Here is a 16,717-nt window from a genome sequence, read left to right on the forward strand (position 1 = left end):
GATGGCCTGAAGCCCACCCTACGGCACTGCGTCAGTGGGGTTTGCTTGGGGCGTCACCCGTTCGCGCTGCTTCATCCAGCGCCTGTTCCAGATCGTCCATGTCTTCGGGATCGGTGGAGGGCACGGCATAGCTGCCATTGAACCACCGCGAGAGATCAACATCCGCACAGCGTTTGGAGCAGAATGGCCGCATCCTGGGCGCGGTCTCTTTGCCACAGATCGGGCAACTCATGTCAGAACCTCCTCTATCGGCAGGCGCGCGCGTTTGCGCTGCAACTCATAGTGGCCAAGTGGCGTCCAGCCCACCAGCGCCGTTTCTACATCATCCGCGCGGAAACTCTGCCGCAAGGCTGTCTCGAAGGCGCGACGATCCTTTTTCGGCATCGGTGCCAGATCAAGCACGATTTGTCCGCCCAAACCGCGCAACCGCAATGCCCGCGGCAATGCTCTGGCGCAGGCCATATTGGCCTTGATCCCCGCCGCCAGCGACGCGTCCGAGCCGGTGTTGACGTCAACAGCGACCAGCGCACGTGTGGGTTCGACATAGAGGCTGGCACCGCCGCCCAAACCAACCTGTGCCGCACGCACCCCGTCCAGCGCATCCAGAACACCGTGATCCTCAAAGCCGCCCGGATCGGTGATCACCTCTGCCGGGGCAACCCAATCACGCCATGCCAGCACGTGGGGACCATCCCCTTCTGCCAGCGTTTCCATACCCGCGCCCTCATCTGCAGCGACACGCGCGGCAAGCTCTGCCATCTGCGCGATGTCATCGGCAATCTCATCCGCATCTGCGCCGGCGCAGGAGGATCGCAGGATCAGGCCGGTTTTGGCCTCCGCCAGCACATCATGCGCAATCTCCAGCAAACGATCCCGTTGTTCCTCATCCTTGATCGCGCGGCTGATGTTCAGACCGGGCGCGTCGGGTGTCACAATCGCGTACCGGCTTTTGAAGAGCAGCTTTTGCGTGACCGGCAGGGCCTTACCCGGTTCCGCGTAGCCGGTGACCTGCACGAGGATCGCCTGCCCCGGCGCCAATCCCTTGATTTGACGTAAGAAAGCCGATCCGTCGGGGGTTTTCAGGAACATGCCCCCCTGACCCTTCACCGGCCGGTCCGCAATGGCGCGATAGACTGTGCCGGGGCGCGGCGCGTCTGCGTCGATCAAGATGTCCTCCAGTTGACCATCCACCATCAGGGCCGCCGCTTCACGGTCGCCCAGATGGTCGAGAATGATGCTGCGCCCCTTCATGCCAGCGCCCTCATCACCGGCTGACCAGCCGCGCGTAACAAATTTGCGGTCTCGGCCAGCGGCAGCCCGACAATGCCGGTGAAGGAGCCGCTGATCCATGGCACCAGCACGCCCGCGGGCCCCTGAATGCCATACCCGCCCGCCTTGCCGCGCCAGTCCTCGGTGGCCAGATAGGCCGCAAGTTCCTCATCAGAAATCGACTTCATCCGCACGGTGCTGACCACGTCCTTCTCCCAGATGCGGGCACCCTGGCGCACGGCCACGGCGGTGATCACCCGGTGCCTGCGCCCGGAAAGCGCCCGCAGAAAACCCGCCGCCTCTTCGGCATCTGCCGGTTTTCCCAGGATGCGACGCCCCAGCGCCACCGTGGTATCGGCACAAAGCACGACGTCCACGTCATCTGACACGACCGCCAGAACCTTTTCACGGGCGATGCGACGGCAATAGGGCCTGGGTAATTCGCCCGGGCGCGGGTCTTCATCGATGTCGGGCGCGCGAATATCATCCGGCACAACGCCGATTTGCGCCAGCAATTCCTTGCGGCGCGGACTTCCAGACCCAAGTATAAACAAGGGCTTACTTGAAGCGGTAGTTGATCCGACCCTTGGTCAGATCATAGGGGGTCATCTCGACCTGCACCTTGTCGCCAGCCAGAACACGGATGCGGTTCTTACGCATCTTGCCTGCCGTATGTGCGATAATCTCATGGCCGTTTTCAAGCTCGACCCGGAATGTCGCATTCGGCAGGAGTTCCTTCACGACACCGGGAAATTCGAGCGTATCTTCCTTGGCCATGTTGTCTCCTTGATTGCACGTCCACCTGATATGGACGCCGCCTAAATGAGCGCATTTTCAAGGATTTTCAAGGGGAATTCAGTGCAATGACACAATTGGCGCGACGTTATCGCGCCCGTCCTGCTCCTCCCAGTGCAAACGGCCCAAAACCCTGCCATCTGCGCGCACCTGTGCGATCTTGTCCAAATCAACCTCCGCATAGGTCCAACCGGGGCTGTTGATCTCTCCCTGCGCCATCACCCCTGTGGGCGGAAACCCCACATCGGGCGGCCCAAAGACACCGCCCGTCCCGGTGGTCACGTCAACGGCCTCCGACCAAGCGGCCTCTCCCACCAAGGACGACATGATCGTCACACATTGGTTTTCGAGCGCACGGGCCATCGCGCCGATGCGCACCCGCCAATAGCCCGATAGCGCTTCGGTGCATGAGGGCACCAGGATCACATCGCACTGCGACAGGGCCCGCCCCAGCAGGGGAAATTCGCTGTCGTAACAGATCAGAACGCCGATCTTGCCAATCTCCGTGTCGAAAATCTGCAAGGGACCCCCACCGACGACCCCCCAGACATCCCGCTCAAACCGGGTCATGATCTGCTTGTCCTGCACCCCAACATCCCCTTTGGGCGCAAAGAAACGCGCACGGTTGACAGGCCGCGTCGCGGTCGCGGCAGACCCGGAGGCGGCGAGAATGTGCATCCCATGTTCCGCCGCCAGTCTTTGGTGCAAAATATCCGCGTCGGCCAATCGGTCGGAAACGGAGAACAGCGATTTCTCCAGATCGGCGGCAACATCGCGCCCGTCCAGCGTTGCCAGTTCCATGGCACCATATTCGGGGAAAACGGCCAGCTGCGCGCCTTCTGCCGCCGCCCCGCGCACCCATTTCGCGATCTTGTCTTCATACTGCGCCCAAGACGTCAGATAATCCAACGGATAGGCGGCGGTGGCGATCTTCATATCTGTGATCCTTGATGTGTCTGCCCCATCGTCTCGAAGCCAGCGCGACAGTGCAACCGTCAAAGCAATATGTTGCGGATTCAGTTTTCCGACATATACAGGCGCTCAACGACTTCTATGACAGGACAAGAACAGATGCACTTCTCAGGAAAGCTGAAACTGTGAAAGGCTCGCCGACATGATGAAGGGCATCACCCTGCGCGGCCTCGAGGTTTTTGAAGCGCTGGCGGGCACCGGTTCGGTCGCGCAGGCCGCCGCGCGCACCGGCCTCAGCCAACCCGCTGTCAGCCAGCAATTGCGCAACCTCGAAACGGCGCTGAACGCGGAATTGATCGATCACGGACGCCGGCCCATGCGGCTCACCCCCGCGGGAAGCTTGTTCCTGCACCGGGTCGAGGCGGCGCTGGCCGAATTGCGGCTGGCGCAGAGCGAGTTGACGGTGATGGATCTGGCACATCTGAAGGCGTTGAGCATCGGCATCATCGATGATTTCGACGACAGCCTGACCCCGCGCCTTGCCACAATTCTGGCCGACAGCCTAACCGGGTGCCAGTTCAAGATGATCACCGCATCGAGCCATGATCTGATTGCCGCCATCGCCGAAAAACGTCTACATCTGGTGATTTCAGCCCACACCGGCCAGCCGCTGGAGGGCGTCGTCGAACACCCGCTGGCCGAAGACCCGTTTATGCTGGTCGCACCCAAGGGCGTCGATGTCAGCAGCGGCGCATTACCGGATCCCAACGGCCTGCCCTACCTTCGCTACGATCCCGATCAGCTGATCCGCAAACAGATCGATGGCCACCTGGCCCACCAAATCGATGCGCATCCGGTTCCGTTCGAGATCGGCAGCCACCTGGCGCTGATGTCGATGGTGGCGCGTGGCATCGGCTGGACGATCACGACACCTTTGGGGTACATGCGCGCGCATCGCTTTCATGACCAGCTGGATGCCCACCCCTTGCCGTCAGAACCCTTCGCCCGGCAAATCTCGCTCTTTGCCAGTTCGGATTGGTCGGATGACGTACCGCTGAATGTGGCGCAGACCATGCGGCGCCTGATCAAGACCCATATGATCGACCCGGCGCTCACGGAATTGCCGTTTCTGGCTGGGCACCTGCGAATTCTGGGCCTCTGAACCTGCGAACCGCTTTGACAGCTCCCTATGATCGCGTCATCAACGTGTGGATGACACAGGAGGCCGCTGCATGCAGAAAATCGTGATCCTCACCGGCGCCGGCATTTCCGCGGAAAGTGGATTGGGCACCTTCCGGGCAGAAGGCGGCCTTTGGGCGCAACACAAGATCGAAGACGTAGCCACCCCCGAAGGGTTCGCACGCAACCCCAAACTGGTTGTCGATTTCTACAACGCCCGCCGTGCGCAGGCTGCGGAGGCCAACCCAAACGCCGGACATCTGGCGCTGGCGAAGCTGGAGGCCCAGTTCGCGGGCGAGGTCGTGCTGATCACACAAAATGTCGACGATCTGCACGAAAAGGCCGGATCGCAGAAGGTCATGCATATGCACGGCGCGTTGAAGGGCGCGCTCTGTGCAGCCTGTGACACCAGGTGGCCCGCGCCGATGGTCATGGCACCGGGAGACGCCTGCCCCAATTGCGACCGGCCCACCGCGCGGCCTGACATCGTCTGGTTTGGCGAAATGCCCTACGATATGGACGAGATTTTTGACCATCTGGCCGGTGCGGATCTCTTTGCCAGCATCGGCACATCTGGCAATGTCTACCCGGCGGCCGGCTTCGTGGCGGAGGCCCGGCGCTTTGGTGCAGACACGGTTGAGTTCAATCTCGAACCGTCGCTGGTCGGCAGCCAGTTCGACGACATCCGCATTGGCCCGGCAACGCAGACCTTGCCCCTTTGGGTCGATGAAATTCTAAAGAGCTGACCCCGGACACGAAAAAACCCTGCCCGATTGAGGCAGGGTTCGATTTCTTTAATGGATCAGATGGATCAGCTCAGCGCTTCAGCCGTGTCCGACGACTTGGCAATCGCCTTTTTAACTTTCAGCGCATTGGGCGACAGCTCGCTGTCTTTGGCTTTTGCCAAAAACTGGTCCAGCCCACCGCGGTGATCCACGGTACGCAGGGCTGCGGCGGAAATGCGGAACTTGAAGGCACGTCCCAGCGCTTCTGATTGCAGGGAAACGTCGTTCAGGTTCGGCAAGAACCGGCGACGGGTCTTGTTGTTGGCGTGGCTGACATTGTTGCCAGTCATCGGGCCTTTTCCGGTCAATTCGCAAACGCGCGACATGGGTTTATCCTTTTCTCTCAGGTCGCCCCGGCGGTCCGGTAAACGACAAAGGGGGCAGCTTCAGGCCGCGCCCCGGAAATTCGTTCGCTGGCTGTAGTGGGAATCGCCTACCGGGTCAACCCGAACCATGCGGCATTTCACGGTTTTGCGGTCACAGGGTGCTGCAAATCTTCCAGAAACTCCTGCGCGGCGGTTCCCGGTGCTTTTTCACCGGCGGCAACCTCGGCCCCAAGCCGCGCCAGGGCCTGACGGGCGCCTGGTGTCTGCAATTGAGCCAATAGCGCGTTTTTGACATCCTCTTCGAACCAGTAACGCGCCTGATGCGCCCGCGTCGCCGCCCAGAACCCCTGCGCCTGACGCCAGTCGCGCAGCCCTATCAGATCGGTCCAGACCTCCTGCAACCCGTTCTCCTGCAGCGCGGAAACCATCATCGCCTTGGGAAACTCCTCGGGATCCTGTTCCCGCTTGCGCAGCAACCGCAGGGCCCCGGTATAATCGGCACAGGTCCGGGTGGCGGCAGCTTTCAGATCCCCATCCGCCTTGTTGATCAAGATGATATCCGCAATCTCCATGATCCCGCGTTTCACGCCCTGCAACTCATCACCGCCCGCAGGCGCCAAGAGCAGCAGGAAAATATCCGCCATTTGCGCAACCACGGTCTCCGATTGCCCGACGCCCACCGTTTCAATCAGGATGACATCGAAACCCGCCCCTTCGCAGAGCGCCACCGCCTCGCGCGAACGACGGGCAACGCCCCCCAGGTGCGTCTGGCTTGGGGAGGGCCGAATGAAAGCATCCGCCTCGCGCGACAACCGGTCCATGCGGGTCTTGTCGCCCAGGATCGACCCACCGGACCGGGTCGACGACGGATCCACCGCGAGCACAGCCACCTTCAGGCCCTGCCCCACCAGCATCATGCCAAAGCTCTCGATGAAGGTGGATTTGCCAACACCGGGCGTGCCCGACAGCCCGATGCGCAAGGCCTGGCGGTCCTTTGGCATCGCGTCCAGCAACGCTGCTGCTTGCTCTTTGTGATCGGCACGGGCGCTTTCCACCAGGGTGATGGCACGCGCCAGCGCGCGGCGTTCACCTCCTGCCACCCGTTTTGCCAGATCGGCGATGTCCATAGCGCGCGGTCCCTCTGCTTTGGTCCCGGTTGTCCGGCAGGCAAGCGTAAATGTCCAGTGCTTGGCGGGCGCACGCGCATTCGTTAAGCAGGGGCATGACCCTCTCCCTGCCCATCGATCATATCCTGCCTGACGTGGTGGCGCAGCTGCGCGAAAGCGGCCGACTGGTGCTGCAAGCGCCCCCCGGTGCGGGCAAAACCACGCGGGTACCCTTGGCACTTCTGGACGCGGGTGTGACCAAAGGCAGGATCATCATGCTGGAACCGCGCCGTCTGGCCACGCGTGCCGCGGCAGAAAGGATGGCGGAGACGCGCGGCGAGCCTGTGGGCGCGACCATTGGCTATCGCATGCGCGGCGCCAGCAAGGTCTCGAACGCCACACGCGTGGAGGTGGTGACCGAGGGCATTCTGACGCGGATGATCCAGTCACAGCCCGATCTTCCGGGTGTGGGTGCGATTATCTTTGACGAATTCCACGAACGCTCTCTGAACGCCGATCTCGGGCTCGCACTGGCGCTGGATGTGGCCAATGCGCTGCGGGAAGATCTGCTTTTGGTGGCGATGTCCGCGACATTGGATGCAGAGCCCATCGCCTCCCTGATGGCGGCCCCCATTCTGACATCCGAGGGGCGATCCTATGAAGTGACATCTCACTGGTTGCCCAAACCCGTTCCCAAAACCGCGCGGCTGGAACGGGCGGTTGCGGATCTGACGCTGCAGGCCTTGGCGGAAAACGACGGCAGCGCCCTGGTTTTTCTGCCCGGAGAGGGCGAGATCAGGCGCACGGAGGCCGCGTTGCGCCCGCATCTGCCACCCGATACTGCGCTGCGCCCGCTTTTCGGGGCGATGTCTTTCAAAGATCAGCGCGCCGCCATTGCGCCGGTGACATCGGGGCGCAAGGTTGTGCTGGCCACAGCGATTGCCGAGACCTCGCTGACCATCGAGGACATTCGGATTGTCGTGGATGCAGGCCGCGCCCGGCGCGCCGAATTCAATCCGTCCTCCGGCATGTCGCGCCTGATCACAACACGGGTCACACGCGCGGAGGCGACGCAGCGGGCGGGCCGTGCGGGCCGCGTGGCCCCTGGCGTTTGCTACAAGCTCTGGACCCGTGGTGAAGAGGGCGCGCTGGCGTCGCACCCACCCGCAGAAATCGAAGTTGGCGATCTGACAGGCCTTGCTCTGGAGCTGGCGATGTGGGGCAGCACCCCTGATCAGATGCAGTTTGTGACACCGCCGCACACAGGGCGGCTGGAAGAAGCGCAGGGCGTTCTCAAGATGCTGGGGGCTTTGGACAAAAACGGCCGGATCAACCCCCACGGCACCGCGCTTGCCGCTTTACCTCTGCACCCACGACTTGCCCATATGGTCACAAAAGGGGGTCACGATGCACCTCTACTGGCTGCATTATTGTCGGAACACGACATTTTGCGAAATGCACCGCTGGATCTTTCACTGCGTGTGTCAGCGGCCAAAACCCCCGCACAATTTCAGAGCCAACACGGGTGGGAACCTGACCGCCCTGCCCTGTCGCGCATCCGTGAGCAGGCCAAAAAACTGGCCGCAAAAACCAACGGCACCGGCCCGAATGAACCATCGGTTCTGGCAGCACTTGCCTATCCCGACCGCGTCGGCGCGCGGCGCGCCGGAGATGCGCCCCGCTATGTGCTTTCCGGCGGCAAGGGCGCGATCATGCCTGAAGGCGATCCGCTGGCGGGCGCACGGTTCATCGTGGCCACGGATCTGGACGGTGACCCGCGCGAGGCCCGTATCCGGCAGGCGGTGGCGCTGTCACAGACCGATTTGCGCGCGACCTTTCCGGACCAGATTGCCTGGCACGATCTCTGCGTCTGGTCGCGTCGGGAGGGCCGCGTTTTAACGCGCCAACAGGAGAAGTTCGGCGCGGTGATCCTGGAGGACCGCGTCTGGCATGACGCACCCGCCGAAGATATCGCGCGCGCCATGCTGGAGGGTGTGCGGCAGTTGGGCTTGCTGCCCAATGCCAAAGCACAGCGTTTCATGGCACGGACACGGCTGATGCAGGGCACCGACCCGGCCTTCCCCGACTATTCGGAACCGCATCTCATAGAGACGCTGGAGGATTGGTTGCTGCCCCATCTTACAGGTGTGAAATCCGGCGCGGACTGGAAGCGTTTCGATATCACACCGGCCCTCAAGGCTCGGCTCAACTGGGATCAGGCGCAGGGCTTGGAACGCACCGTTCCGGGACAATTCAAAACACCCCTGGGACGGCAGGTGCCCATTGAATATGACGGCGCGCAACCGCGCATCGCACTGAGATTGCAGGAAGTTTTCGGGGTGACACGCCACCCGACGGTGGCCGGAACGCCGGTGCAACTCACGCTTTTGTCGCCCGCGCAACGCCCTGTTCAGGTGACGGAGGATTTGCCGGGGTTCTGGGCGTCGTCCTACGCGGACGTGCGCAAAGACATGCGCGGTCGCTACCCCAAGCACCCCTGGCCCGAAGACCCGACGCAGGCTGATCCAACCCTGCGGGCGAAACCCAGAAAGTGACTGATGATGACGGACAATCCCGGGCACGTTTTGGCAACGGATTGACATCAGGTAACGAAATTTAAACGAATGTGATGTCGTTTACAGAAAATTCGAACTTTCTCGGTATGGATTGAGGTCCGATCTCGCCGGGAACGTCCAAAAAACTTAATATGTTGGAATCCCTCACAAAACCGTCTATCATGTTTAAAAAGTGAGCAGAAATATATCTTGTCATGATCAATATCGTTAAAACAACACTCGAAAATGCCATGCGCGTTTTCACCGGACCCGCCCGAGAACGACAGGTTGCCGCCTTGTGCTTTCGTGAAACGAAAAAGGGCAAGAAAGTGCTGCTTGTGACCAGCCGTGGCACCGGGCGGTGGATCGTGCCCAAGGGTTGGCCGATCAAAGGATTGGATGATCCTGACGCCGCGCTGCAGGAAGCCTGGGAAGAAGCGGGTGTTAAGTCCGCGGAGGTCGAGGCGGACCCGGTTGGGCATTACGACTACGACAAATTAGGCGACAGCGGGGAAGTCACGCCCGTCAAAGCGCAGGTTTATCTGGCGGAGGTCGAAACCCTCGCGGAAAGCTACCCCGAGGATCATCAAAGGGAACGGCGCTGGTTCACCCCGGATGAAGCCGCCGCACGCGTGCGCGAACCAGAACTCAAGGCCATTCTGCGCGACTTTTAACCCGGGTCAGACTTCCAGACACCAGCGCAAGATTGCCTTTTGCGCATGCAGCCGATTTTCCGCCTCATCAAAAATGACCGAATGCGGCCCGTCCATCACTTCTGATGTAGCCTCGTCATCCCGGTGCGCAGGCAGGCAGTGCATGAACAAGGCATCCGGTTTTGCCTGTGCCATCAGTTCTGCATCCACGCGGTAGGGCCGCAATTGGTTATGCCGCCGTTCGCGCGCGGATTGAGCATCATGCATGGAGACCCAGGTGTCTGTCACAACCAGATCGGCCCCCTGCACCGCCTTGGCCGGATCACGTACAATCTCGACCTTCGATCCCTTGGACCGCGCCAGATCAACGAATTCCTGCTCCGGGTCCAGGGTCGGCGGCCCCGTAAAGGTCAGATCAAAGCCGAACTGCCCAGCCGCGTGCAGGAAAGACGCGCAGACATTGTTGCCATCCCCGGACCAGACGACTTTCTTGCCCTTGATCGGGCCGCGATGCTCCTCGAACGTCAGCACATCCGCCATGATCTGGCAGGGGTGCGTCCGATCCGTCAGGCCATTGATGACCGGCACGGTGGCAAACTCCGCCATTTCGGTCAGCACCGCCTCATCGAAGGTCCGGATCATGATCAGATCGACATAGCGGCTCAGCACCCGGGCGGTATCGGCGATGGTCTCGCCGTGCCCCAGCTGCATGTCGTTGCCCGACAGCACCATGGTCTGCCCGCCCATCTGGCGCACGCCAACGTCAAAGGATACGCGCGTCCGCGTGGAGGGCTTTTCGAAGATCAGCGCCACCATTCGGTCCTTGAGCGGTTGATCCGCGTCCAAAGCGCCCCGTGGCTGACCAAACCGCGCGGATTTCATATCCGCCGCCGTATCGATGATCCGCCGCAGGTCGGCGGTATCGGTCAGATGAATGTCGAGAAAATGGTTCATGGTTTTCAACTCAAAAAAGATGTGGCACGGGGGTCTTTGCCCCCAAAAGGAACAATCAGGCCGCGCTGAGCGCGGTCGCGGCCGCGTCCAGACGGTAAATGGCCTGCGCTATTTCCGCGTCTTCGATGGTGAGCGGTGGCAACAGGCGGATCACATTATCAGCGGCAGGAATGGTCAACACCAGTTGGTCATAGCCCGCCTGCACCACATCGGCATTGGTCGCCTTGCATTTGATGCCGAGCATGAGGCCCGATCCACGCACCGTTTCAAACACATCCGGGTGCGATGCCACCAGCCCTTCAAGCTTTTGCCGCATCAGCCCGGCCTTGCGGTTGACATCATCCAGAAATCCCGGCGCGGTCACATGGTCCAGCACCGCACAGCCAACGGCACAGCCCAGGGGGTTGCCGCCATAGGTCGATCCATGCGTGCCCAGCGTCATCCCACTCGCCGCCTCCTCGGTCGCCAGCACCACGCCGATGGGAAAGCCCCCACCGATGCCCTTGGCGACCATCATGATATCGGGCGTAATCCCGGACCATTCATGCGCAAAAAGCTTGCCGGTTCTGGCAACGCCGCATTGCACTTCGTCAAAGATCAGCAGCAGCCCATGTTCATCACAGAGATCCCGCAGCCCTTTCAGACATTGATCCGGCACCGGGCGAATGCCGCCCTCGCCCTGAACCGGCTCGATCAGGATCGCACCCGTTGTCTCGGTAATGGCCGCCGTCAACGCGTCGTGATCGCCAAATTTCAGGTGCACGAAACCGGGCAGCAGCGGCCCGAACCCTTTGGTCATCTTTTCCGATCCCGCAGCCGCGATACCGGCGGAGGATCTGCCGTGGAAAGACCCCGAAAAGGTGATGATGTCAGTCTTTTCAGGCGCACCTTTCTCGTACCAATACTTGCGCGCCATTTTGACGGCCAATTCGCAAGCCTCAGTCCCGGAGTTGGTGAAAAACACCGTATCGGCAAAGCTATGCGCCGTCAGCTTGTCCGCCAGTTCCTGCTGTTTGGGAATCTGATAGAGATTTGAGGTATGCCAGAGCGCACCCGCCTGATCCGTCAGCGCCTGCACCAGCGCAGGATGCGCATGGCCAAGGGCATTCACTGCGATGCCAGCGCCCAGGTCCAGAAAACGTCGACCATCCGCCTCGATCAGCCAAGCGCCTTCGCCTTTTTCAAAGCTGAGCGGAGCACGAGCATAGGTCGGCAGGAGGGTCGGGATCATCGGATCGTCCTTCTCAGAGGGTCTGCTGCAAGAACACGGAACGTGCATGAGGCAGGCAGACAGGTCAATATTTTAAGTTGGGGATTTTATGCGCCCATAGGCGCGGGATCACGACAGCGGGGTCAGGCGCAAGCGCGTCGTCGGATAGAAGTATGTGGTGCTGTGATCATGAGGCTCATTTACCGCATGACCTGCCATTTGCAAAGCTGTTTTTCCGCCCTTGCCCATGGCGCGTTTCGGGCGCATAGCGACGATCATGTTCCAGCCCAAGACGACCAACCCCGGCCTCGCTGTCCTGTTGATGGGCGCAGCAACCGCGTTCATCGCAGGCACCACGCTCTTTGCCAAGGCGTTGGGGGGTGACACGCTTGGCCCACCCCTGCACCCGCTGCAGGTCAGCCATGGGCGTTTCGTCTTTGCTTTTCTGGCGATTTCCAGCGCCGTTGCGATCATGCGGCCGCAGTTCACGCGACCCAACTGGGCCCTGCACTTTGCGCGCACTTTCTTTGGCTGGGGCGGGGTCACGCTGATGTTCGCTTCGGTGGCGTTCATCCCACTTGCGGATGCCACGGCAATCGTTTTTCTCAACCCGGTCTTCGCCATGATCCTCGCGATCCCGCTGCTGCGCGAAAAAGTGGGGCCGATCCGCTGGTCCGCTGCGGCCATTGCCTTTGCCGGTGCGATGATCCTGCTGCGCCCGACCCCCGAAAGCTTTCAAATCGCCAGCCTTTTGGCGCTGGCTGCGGCGTTGATCATGGGGTTCGAGCTGATTTTCATCAAAAAACTGTCCGGTCGGGAAGCGCCTGTTCAGGTTTTGCTGATCAACAACTTTCTGGGCGTGATCATTGCCTCACTGGCGGTGATCGGCGTTTGGCAGGTGCCTACAGCGGCACAATGGGGTGTGCTGATCGCCCTGGGGGTCTGCATGGCATTGGCGCAGGCCTGTTTCGTCAACGCCATGGCCCGGGCGGATGCAAGTTTTATTGCGCCCTTCAGCTATGGCACCCTGCTCTTCGCAACACTCTATGACATTGCGTTCTTTGGCCAAATCCCGGATTGGATTACCTTGACCGGGGGCGGGATCATCCTGTCGGGCGGCGTTCTGTTGGCCTGGCGCGAGGCCAAGGCACGGCAGCGCGCGCAAAACTCAAGGGTGTAACGCTGCGTTCACCGCTTGTAACTCCGCCCTCAGTGATTAAAATAGGGCGCTGACGACACTGACAGAGCGGTCCGCATACAGCAGGACCGCTTTTAAATTAGGGAATGGCTGATGTCCTGGACTGACGATCGCGTGGAAATGCTCAAAAAGATGTGGGGCGAAGGCCAATCCGCCAGCCAGATCGCCAAAGAGCTGGGGGGCGTGACCCGCAACGCTGTGATCGGCAAGGTACATCGCCTGGGCCTTTCCAACCGGGCAACGGCCTCGGCGACGGCCAAGCCCGAAGCCAAGGCAAAACCCGCCCCCAAGGCCGAGGCAAAGCCGAAACCGGCACCCAAGCCTGCTGAACCCGCAGCCAAGGCGGAGGCGGAGCCGGCCCCGCGCCCCCTGCCCGCGCGCAAACAGATTATTCCAGCAGGGCAGCCGCTGCCGCCGCAACCTTCGGCCAATGAGATCAGCCCGGAAGCCCTGGCCAAAGTCTCCGAAATCGAGAAAAAGGCGAAAAAGCTCTCGCTTATGGAGTTGACCGAGCGGACCTGCAAATGGCCTGTCGGCGATCCGGCAACAGAAGACTTCTGGTTCTGCGGCCTGCCTGTACAGCAGGGCAAGCCCTATTGCGAGGCGCATGTTGGCGTCGCATTTCAGCCGATGTCGTCTCGCCGCGATCGCCGCCGCTGAACCGCGACCCGCGCGACAACAGCACGTCAAAGCCCGGGCCGCTATGGTTCGGGTTTTTTGGTGCGCTGAAACACTTTGAACATAATGGTGAATTGCACTGCGATCTGCTTCGGGTATGACCGTGCGGGCGAACTTTATGACCGGAGGGGCGGGACTTGGCACCATCATCAACCATCAGAGCGGCGGATGCCGTGGCGCGCCGCCTCTATGCCGAAGGGTGCCGCTATGCCTTTGGCATGCCCGGCGGCGAGGTTCTGACCCTGGTCGATGCGCTCGAAGACGCGGGGATCCGGTTCATCCTCGCCAAACATGAAAACGCCGCGGCTTTCATGGCCGAAGGAGCCTATCACCGTACGGGTGCGCCCGGTATTCTGGTGGCCACCGTCGGTCCCGGCGCGCTGAACGGGGTGAATGCGGTGGCCAATGCCCATCAGGACCGGGTGCCGATGATCGTGCTGGCCGGTGCCGTGGATGCGGATGAGGCGCAGACCTACACCCATCAGGTTCTCGACCAGCAGGCTGTTTTCCGCCCCATCACCAAGGCGAGTTTCTCGCTGGTGCCCGGTGCCGCGCATGTGATTGCCGACAAGGCGGTGGCCATTGCCACCGAAGGCCGCCCCGGTCCGGTGCATATCGATGTGCCGATCACGTTGGCCGATGCAAAGGTGCCCGCCGAGGCACCGCCAAGGCGGGTCAAGGCCTCCCCGCTGGCCCCTTCCGGCGCGGACCTGGAAACGGCCCGCAGCTGGCTGGCGCAGGCCCGCCGTCCGGTCATGGTCGTCGGTCTGGACGCCATGGTGGAAGGCGCCGAGGTGGCGATTGCAAATTTCGCCGAAACCTACAACGTGCCCGTGGTCACGACCTACAAGGCGAAGGGTCTGCTGCCCGAAGACCATGCGCTGGCGCTTGGAGGGGCTGGGCTCTCACCGCTCGCCGACCGCCACCTCTTGCCCTTGATCGAAAAGGCAGACCTGATCCTTTGTGTGGGCTACGACCCGATTGAAATGCGGGTGGGCTGGCGCGATATCTGGGATCCGACAACGCAGCGCGTGATCGACATCACCGCCGAGCCGAACCACCACTATATGCATCAATCCAGCTTGAACTTTATCGCCGATTGCGCGGCAAGCCTGCAGGCGATTTCAGATGGGATCGCCCCGCAAGAGACCTGGGCGCAGGGCGAGGTTGCCGCGACCAAGGTAGCGCTGGCGGAGGCCTTCCCCAAGGAGGACACCTGGGGACCCGCCGCCGTTATGGATACCTGCCGCCAAGTCCTGCCCCGCGACACGCTGGCCACGGTGGACAGCGGCGCCCACCGCATTCTGCTCAGCCAGATGTGGGAATGTTACGCACCCCGCGGGCTGACACAATCGACGGCGCTGTGCACCATGGGCTGCGCCATCCCGCTGGCGATGGGCACCAAGCTGGCCGATCCGGACCGCCCGGTGATCGGATTTTGCGGCGATGCCGGGTTCCTGATGGTCGCGGGCGAGTTGTCCACTGCGGCGGAATTGGGTCTGAAACCGATCATCTTGGTGTTTGTCGATGCGTCGCTCTCCCTCATTGAGCTCAAACAGCGTTCGCGGCAGATGAAAAACCGCGGCGTGGATTTTGCAAAACACGATTTTGCGGCGATGGGCGTGGCCTTTGGCGGCGCGGGGCACACCGTCACCAGCCGCGACGGATTGGAACAGGCGCTGAAAACCGCCATGACCGCCGACACCTTCACCGTCATTGCCGCCGTGATCGAGCGCGGAGCTTACGATGGCCGGCTCTGATACACCGATGGCCTTGGACGGGCTGGTTGTCCTCGACCTCAGCCGCATTCTGGCCGGGCCAACGGCAACACAGTTGCTGGGGGATCTCGGGGCAACCGTCGTCAAGGTCGAAAACCCCAAAACCGGGGGCGATGACACCCGCAGTTGGGGGCCAAACTACGCCAAGGGCAAGGACGGCACGCCCACGGACCTGTCCGCCTATTTCATGGCCGCCAATCGCAACAAGCTTTCCATTTCCGTCGATCTGGCCACCGAAGCGGGCCAGCAAACCCTGCGCCATCTGGCGGCGCGCGCCGATGTGGTGATTGAGAATTACAAACCCGGCGGGCTGGAAAAATACGGGCTGGATCATGCGACGCTGCGCGCAGCACACCCCGGTCTGGTTTATTGCTCGGTCTCCGGCTTTGGCCAGACCGGACCAAACCGCGATCAGCCAGGATACGACCTGATGGCGCAGGGCTATGGCGGGATCATGTCCCTGACCGGTGCGCCCGACGGGCCGCCCATGAAAGTTGGTGTCGGCATCGCGGATGTCATGTGCGGCATGTATGCCACCATCGGCATTCTAGCCGCGCTGCGGCACCGCGATGCAACCGGCGAAGGCCAGCACATTGATCTGAGCCTGGTTGACGCGCAGATGGCCTGGCTGATCAATGAGGGCACAAATTTCCTGACCTCGGGAAAGCTGCCGGAACGGCGTGGCAACGCCCACCCCAACATTGTGCCCTACGATGCCTTTGCCTGTGCTGACGGGCATATCCTGCTCGCGGTCGGCAATGACGCACAGTTCGCGCGGTTCTGTGACGCCTTCAATCTGACAGGTCTGGCCGAAAGCGCAAATTTTAACACCAATCTGGCCCGTATTGAAAACCGGGTGAACCTGACCGGACGGATCGCTAGCGTCTTGAAGGATATATCCTGCGCCGACGTGCTGGCCCGCTGCCATGCGGTCAAAGTGCCTGCAGGCCCCATCCACACGGTTGCGCAGGCGCTGCAATCCGATCAGGCGCAGGCGCGGGGCACGGTCGTCGCGATAGAGACACCGGATACCGCCAAAGGTGCGGTGGAGCTGCTGGGCAACCCTCTCAAGTTTTCGCGCACACCGGTGCAATACCGGCGACCACCACCGCGTTTCGGTCAGGATACGAATACGGTTTTTGAAATGTTTGACATCAAGCCAAAGACAGATTGAAACAACTGCCGAAAATCAGCTTATTTCCGCCGGTTTTTGCGCGCTAATCCTGAAACATATGCAGAATCTTAACACGCGCCTTCACGTTGGCGTGTAACAACGCGCCCGAGCCTTCGCGCATGCTGATATTGCGGTAAAGAATTGT

Annotated in this window: 17 protein-coding genes; 8 read left to right on the forward strand and 9 right to left on the reverse strand. The window is 61.5% G+C overall.

Translation table 11 applies throughout. From position 1 onward, the window contains the following. Positions 1 to 31: 31 nt before the first annotated feature. The 5 genes from Q1A20_RS03210 to Q1A20_RS03230 form a co-directional block, all read right to left on the reverse strand. Positions 32 to 232: a DNA gyrase inhibitor YacG gene (locus tag Q1A20_RS03210; protein WP_299915882.1), complete on the reverse strand. Its 201-nt coding sequence runs from the start codon at positions 230 to 232 to the stop codon at positions 32 to 34. Further along, on the reverse strand, positions 229 to 1,251 hold the full coding sequence (locus Q1A20_RS03215) for a ribonuclease E/G (protein WP_299403613.1): 1,023 nt from the start codon (positions 1,249 to 1,251) through the stop codon (positions 229 to 231). The genes Q1A20_RS03210 and Q1A20_RS03215 overlap by 4 nt, the downstream gene beginning before the upstream one ends. Continuing rightward, the gene (locus Q1A20_RS03220) at positions 1,248 to 1,823 is read right to left on the reverse strand and encodes a nucleoside triphosphate pyrophosphatase (RefSeq protein ID WP_299403611.1); all 576 of its coding nucleotides are present in this window, start codon (positions 1,821 to 1,823) and stop codon (positions 1,248 to 1,250) included. The genes Q1A20_RS03215 and Q1A20_RS03220 overlap by 4 nt, the downstream gene beginning before the upstream one ends. A gap of 4 nt (positions 1,824 to 1,827) precedes the next feature. Beyond that, on the reverse strand, positions 1,828 to 2,046 hold the full coding sequence (gene infA, locus Q1A20_RS03225) for a translation initiation factor IF-1 (protein ID WP_005978431.1): 219 nt from the start codon (positions 2,044 to 2,046) through the stop codon (positions 1,828 to 1,830). Positions 2,047 to 2,124: 78 nt separating this feature from the next. Next, positions 2,125 to 3,000 carry a carbon-nitrogen hydrolase family protein gene (locus Q1A20_RS03230; protein ID WP_299403608.1) on the reverse strand — a complete coding sequence of 292 codons (876 nt, stop codon included), beginning with the start codon at positions 2,998 to 3,000 and terminating at the stop codon, positions 2,125 to 2,127. Positions 3,001 to 3,181: 181 nt separating this feature from the next. On the opposite strand from Q1A20_RS03230, the gene Q1A20_RS03235 reads away from it, so the two are divergent. Next, positions 3,182 to 4,138: a LysR family transcriptional regulator gene (locus tag Q1A20_RS03235; RefSeq protein ID WP_299405116.1), complete on the forward strand. Its 957-nt coding sequence runs from the start codon at positions 3,182 to 3,184 to the stop codon at positions 4,136 to 4,138. A 70-nt stretch (positions 4,139 to 4,208) separates the two neighbouring features. Further along, complete coding sequence (locus Q1A20_RS03240) at positions 4,209 to 4,901, forward strand: NAD-dependent deacylase (RefSeq protein ID WP_299403605.1); 693 nt, start codon at positions 4,209 to 4,211, stop codon at positions 4,899 to 4,901. A 65-nt stretch (positions 4,902 to 4,966) separates the two neighbouring features. Here Q1A20_RS03240 and rpmB read toward each other — a convergent pair whose 3' ends face one another. Further along, a complete protein-coding gene (gene rpmB / locus Q1A20_RS03245) occupies positions 4,967 to 5,266 on the reverse strand; it encodes a 50S ribosomal protein L28 (protein ID WP_298970229.1) in 300 nt (99 codons plus the stop codon). A 137-nt stretch (positions 5,267 to 5,403) separates the two neighbouring features. Beyond that, positions 5,404 to 6,393, reverse strand: a complete 990-nt coding sequence (meaB, locus tag Q1A20_RS03250) for a methylmalonyl Co-A mutase-associated GTPase MeaB (RefSeq protein WP_299403603.1) — start codon at positions 6,391 to 6,393, stop codon at positions 5,404 to 5,406. A gap of 95 nt (positions 6,394 to 6,488) precedes the next feature. On the opposite strand from meaB, the gene hrpB reads away from it, so the two are divergent. Then, a complete protein-coding gene (gene hrpB, locus Q1A20_RS03255) occupies positions 6,489 to 8,927 on the forward strand; it encodes an ATP-dependent helicase HrpB (protein WP_299915885.1) in 2,439 nt (812 codons plus the stop codon). 215 nt (positions 8,928 to 9,142) lie between these two features. Beyond that, positions 9,143 to 9,601 (forward strand): NUDIX hydrolase, encoded by a 459-nt coding sequence (locus Q1A20_RS03260; protein ID WP_366524286.1) that lies wholly within the window; start codon positions 9,143 to 9,145, stop codon positions 9,599 to 9,601. A 6-nt stretch (positions 9,602 to 9,607) separates the two neighbouring features. On the opposite strand, the gene argF is transcribed toward Q1A20_RS03260, so the two are convergent. Both argF and Q1A20_RS03270 read right to left on the reverse strand, forming a co-directional pair. Beyond that, positions 9,608 to 10,534: an ornithine carbamoyltransferase gene (argF, locus tag Q1A20_RS03265; RefSeq protein WP_299403598.1), complete on the reverse strand. Its 927-nt coding sequence runs from the start codon at positions 10,532 to 10,534 to the stop codon at positions 9,608 to 9,610. Positions 10,535 to 10,589: 55 nt separating this feature from the next. Further along, the gene (locus Q1A20_RS03270) at positions 10,590 to 11,765 is read right to left on the reverse strand and encodes an aspartate aminotransferase family protein (RefSeq protein WP_299403595.1); all 1,176 of its coding nucleotides are present in this window, start codon (positions 11,763 to 11,765) and stop codon (positions 10,590 to 10,592) included. A 256-nt stretch (positions 11,766 to 12,021) separates the two neighbouring features. Here Q1A20_RS03270 and Q1A20_RS03275 point away from each other — a divergent pair, with 256 nt between their 5' ends. The 4 genes from Q1A20_RS03275 (at position 12,022) to Q1A20_RS03290 (ending at position 16,572) form a co-directional block, all read left to right on the forward strand. Further along, complete coding sequence (locus tag Q1A20_RS03275) at positions 12,022 to 12,924, forward strand: DMT family transporter (protein WP_299915888.1); 903 nt, start codon at positions 12,022 to 12,024, stop codon at positions 12,922 to 12,924. Between the two features lie 111 nt (positions 12,925 to 13,035). Beyond that, positions 13,036 to 13,602 (forward strand): GcrA family cell cycle regulator, encoded by a 567-nt coding sequence (locus Q1A20_RS03280; protein WP_299403588.1) that lies wholly within the window; start codon positions 13,036 to 13,038, stop codon positions 13,600 to 13,602. Between the two features lie 155 nt (positions 13,603 to 13,757). Continuing rightward, positions 13,758 to 15,380, forward strand: coding sequence for a thiamine pyrophosphate-binding protein (locus Q1A20_RS03285; RefSeq protein ID WP_299915891.1), 1,623 nt, complete (start codon positions 13,758 to 13,760; stop codon positions 15,378 to 15,380). Next, the gene (locus Q1A20_RS03290; RefSeq protein ID WP_299915893.1) at positions 15,367 to 16,572 is read left to right on the forward strand and encodes a CoA transferase; all 1,206 of its coding nucleotides are present in this window, start codon (positions 15,367 to 15,369) and stop codon (positions 16,570 to 16,572) included. Before Q1A20_RS03285 ends, Q1A20_RS03290 begins: the two co-directional genes overlap by 14 nt. Positions 16,573 to 16,717: the final 145 nt, after the last annotated feature.

Source organism: uncultured Roseobacter sp. (assembly GCF_947501835.1).
Classification (GTDB): Bacteria; Pseudomonadota; Alphaproteobacteria; order Rhodobacterales; family Rhodobacteraceae; genus Roseobacter.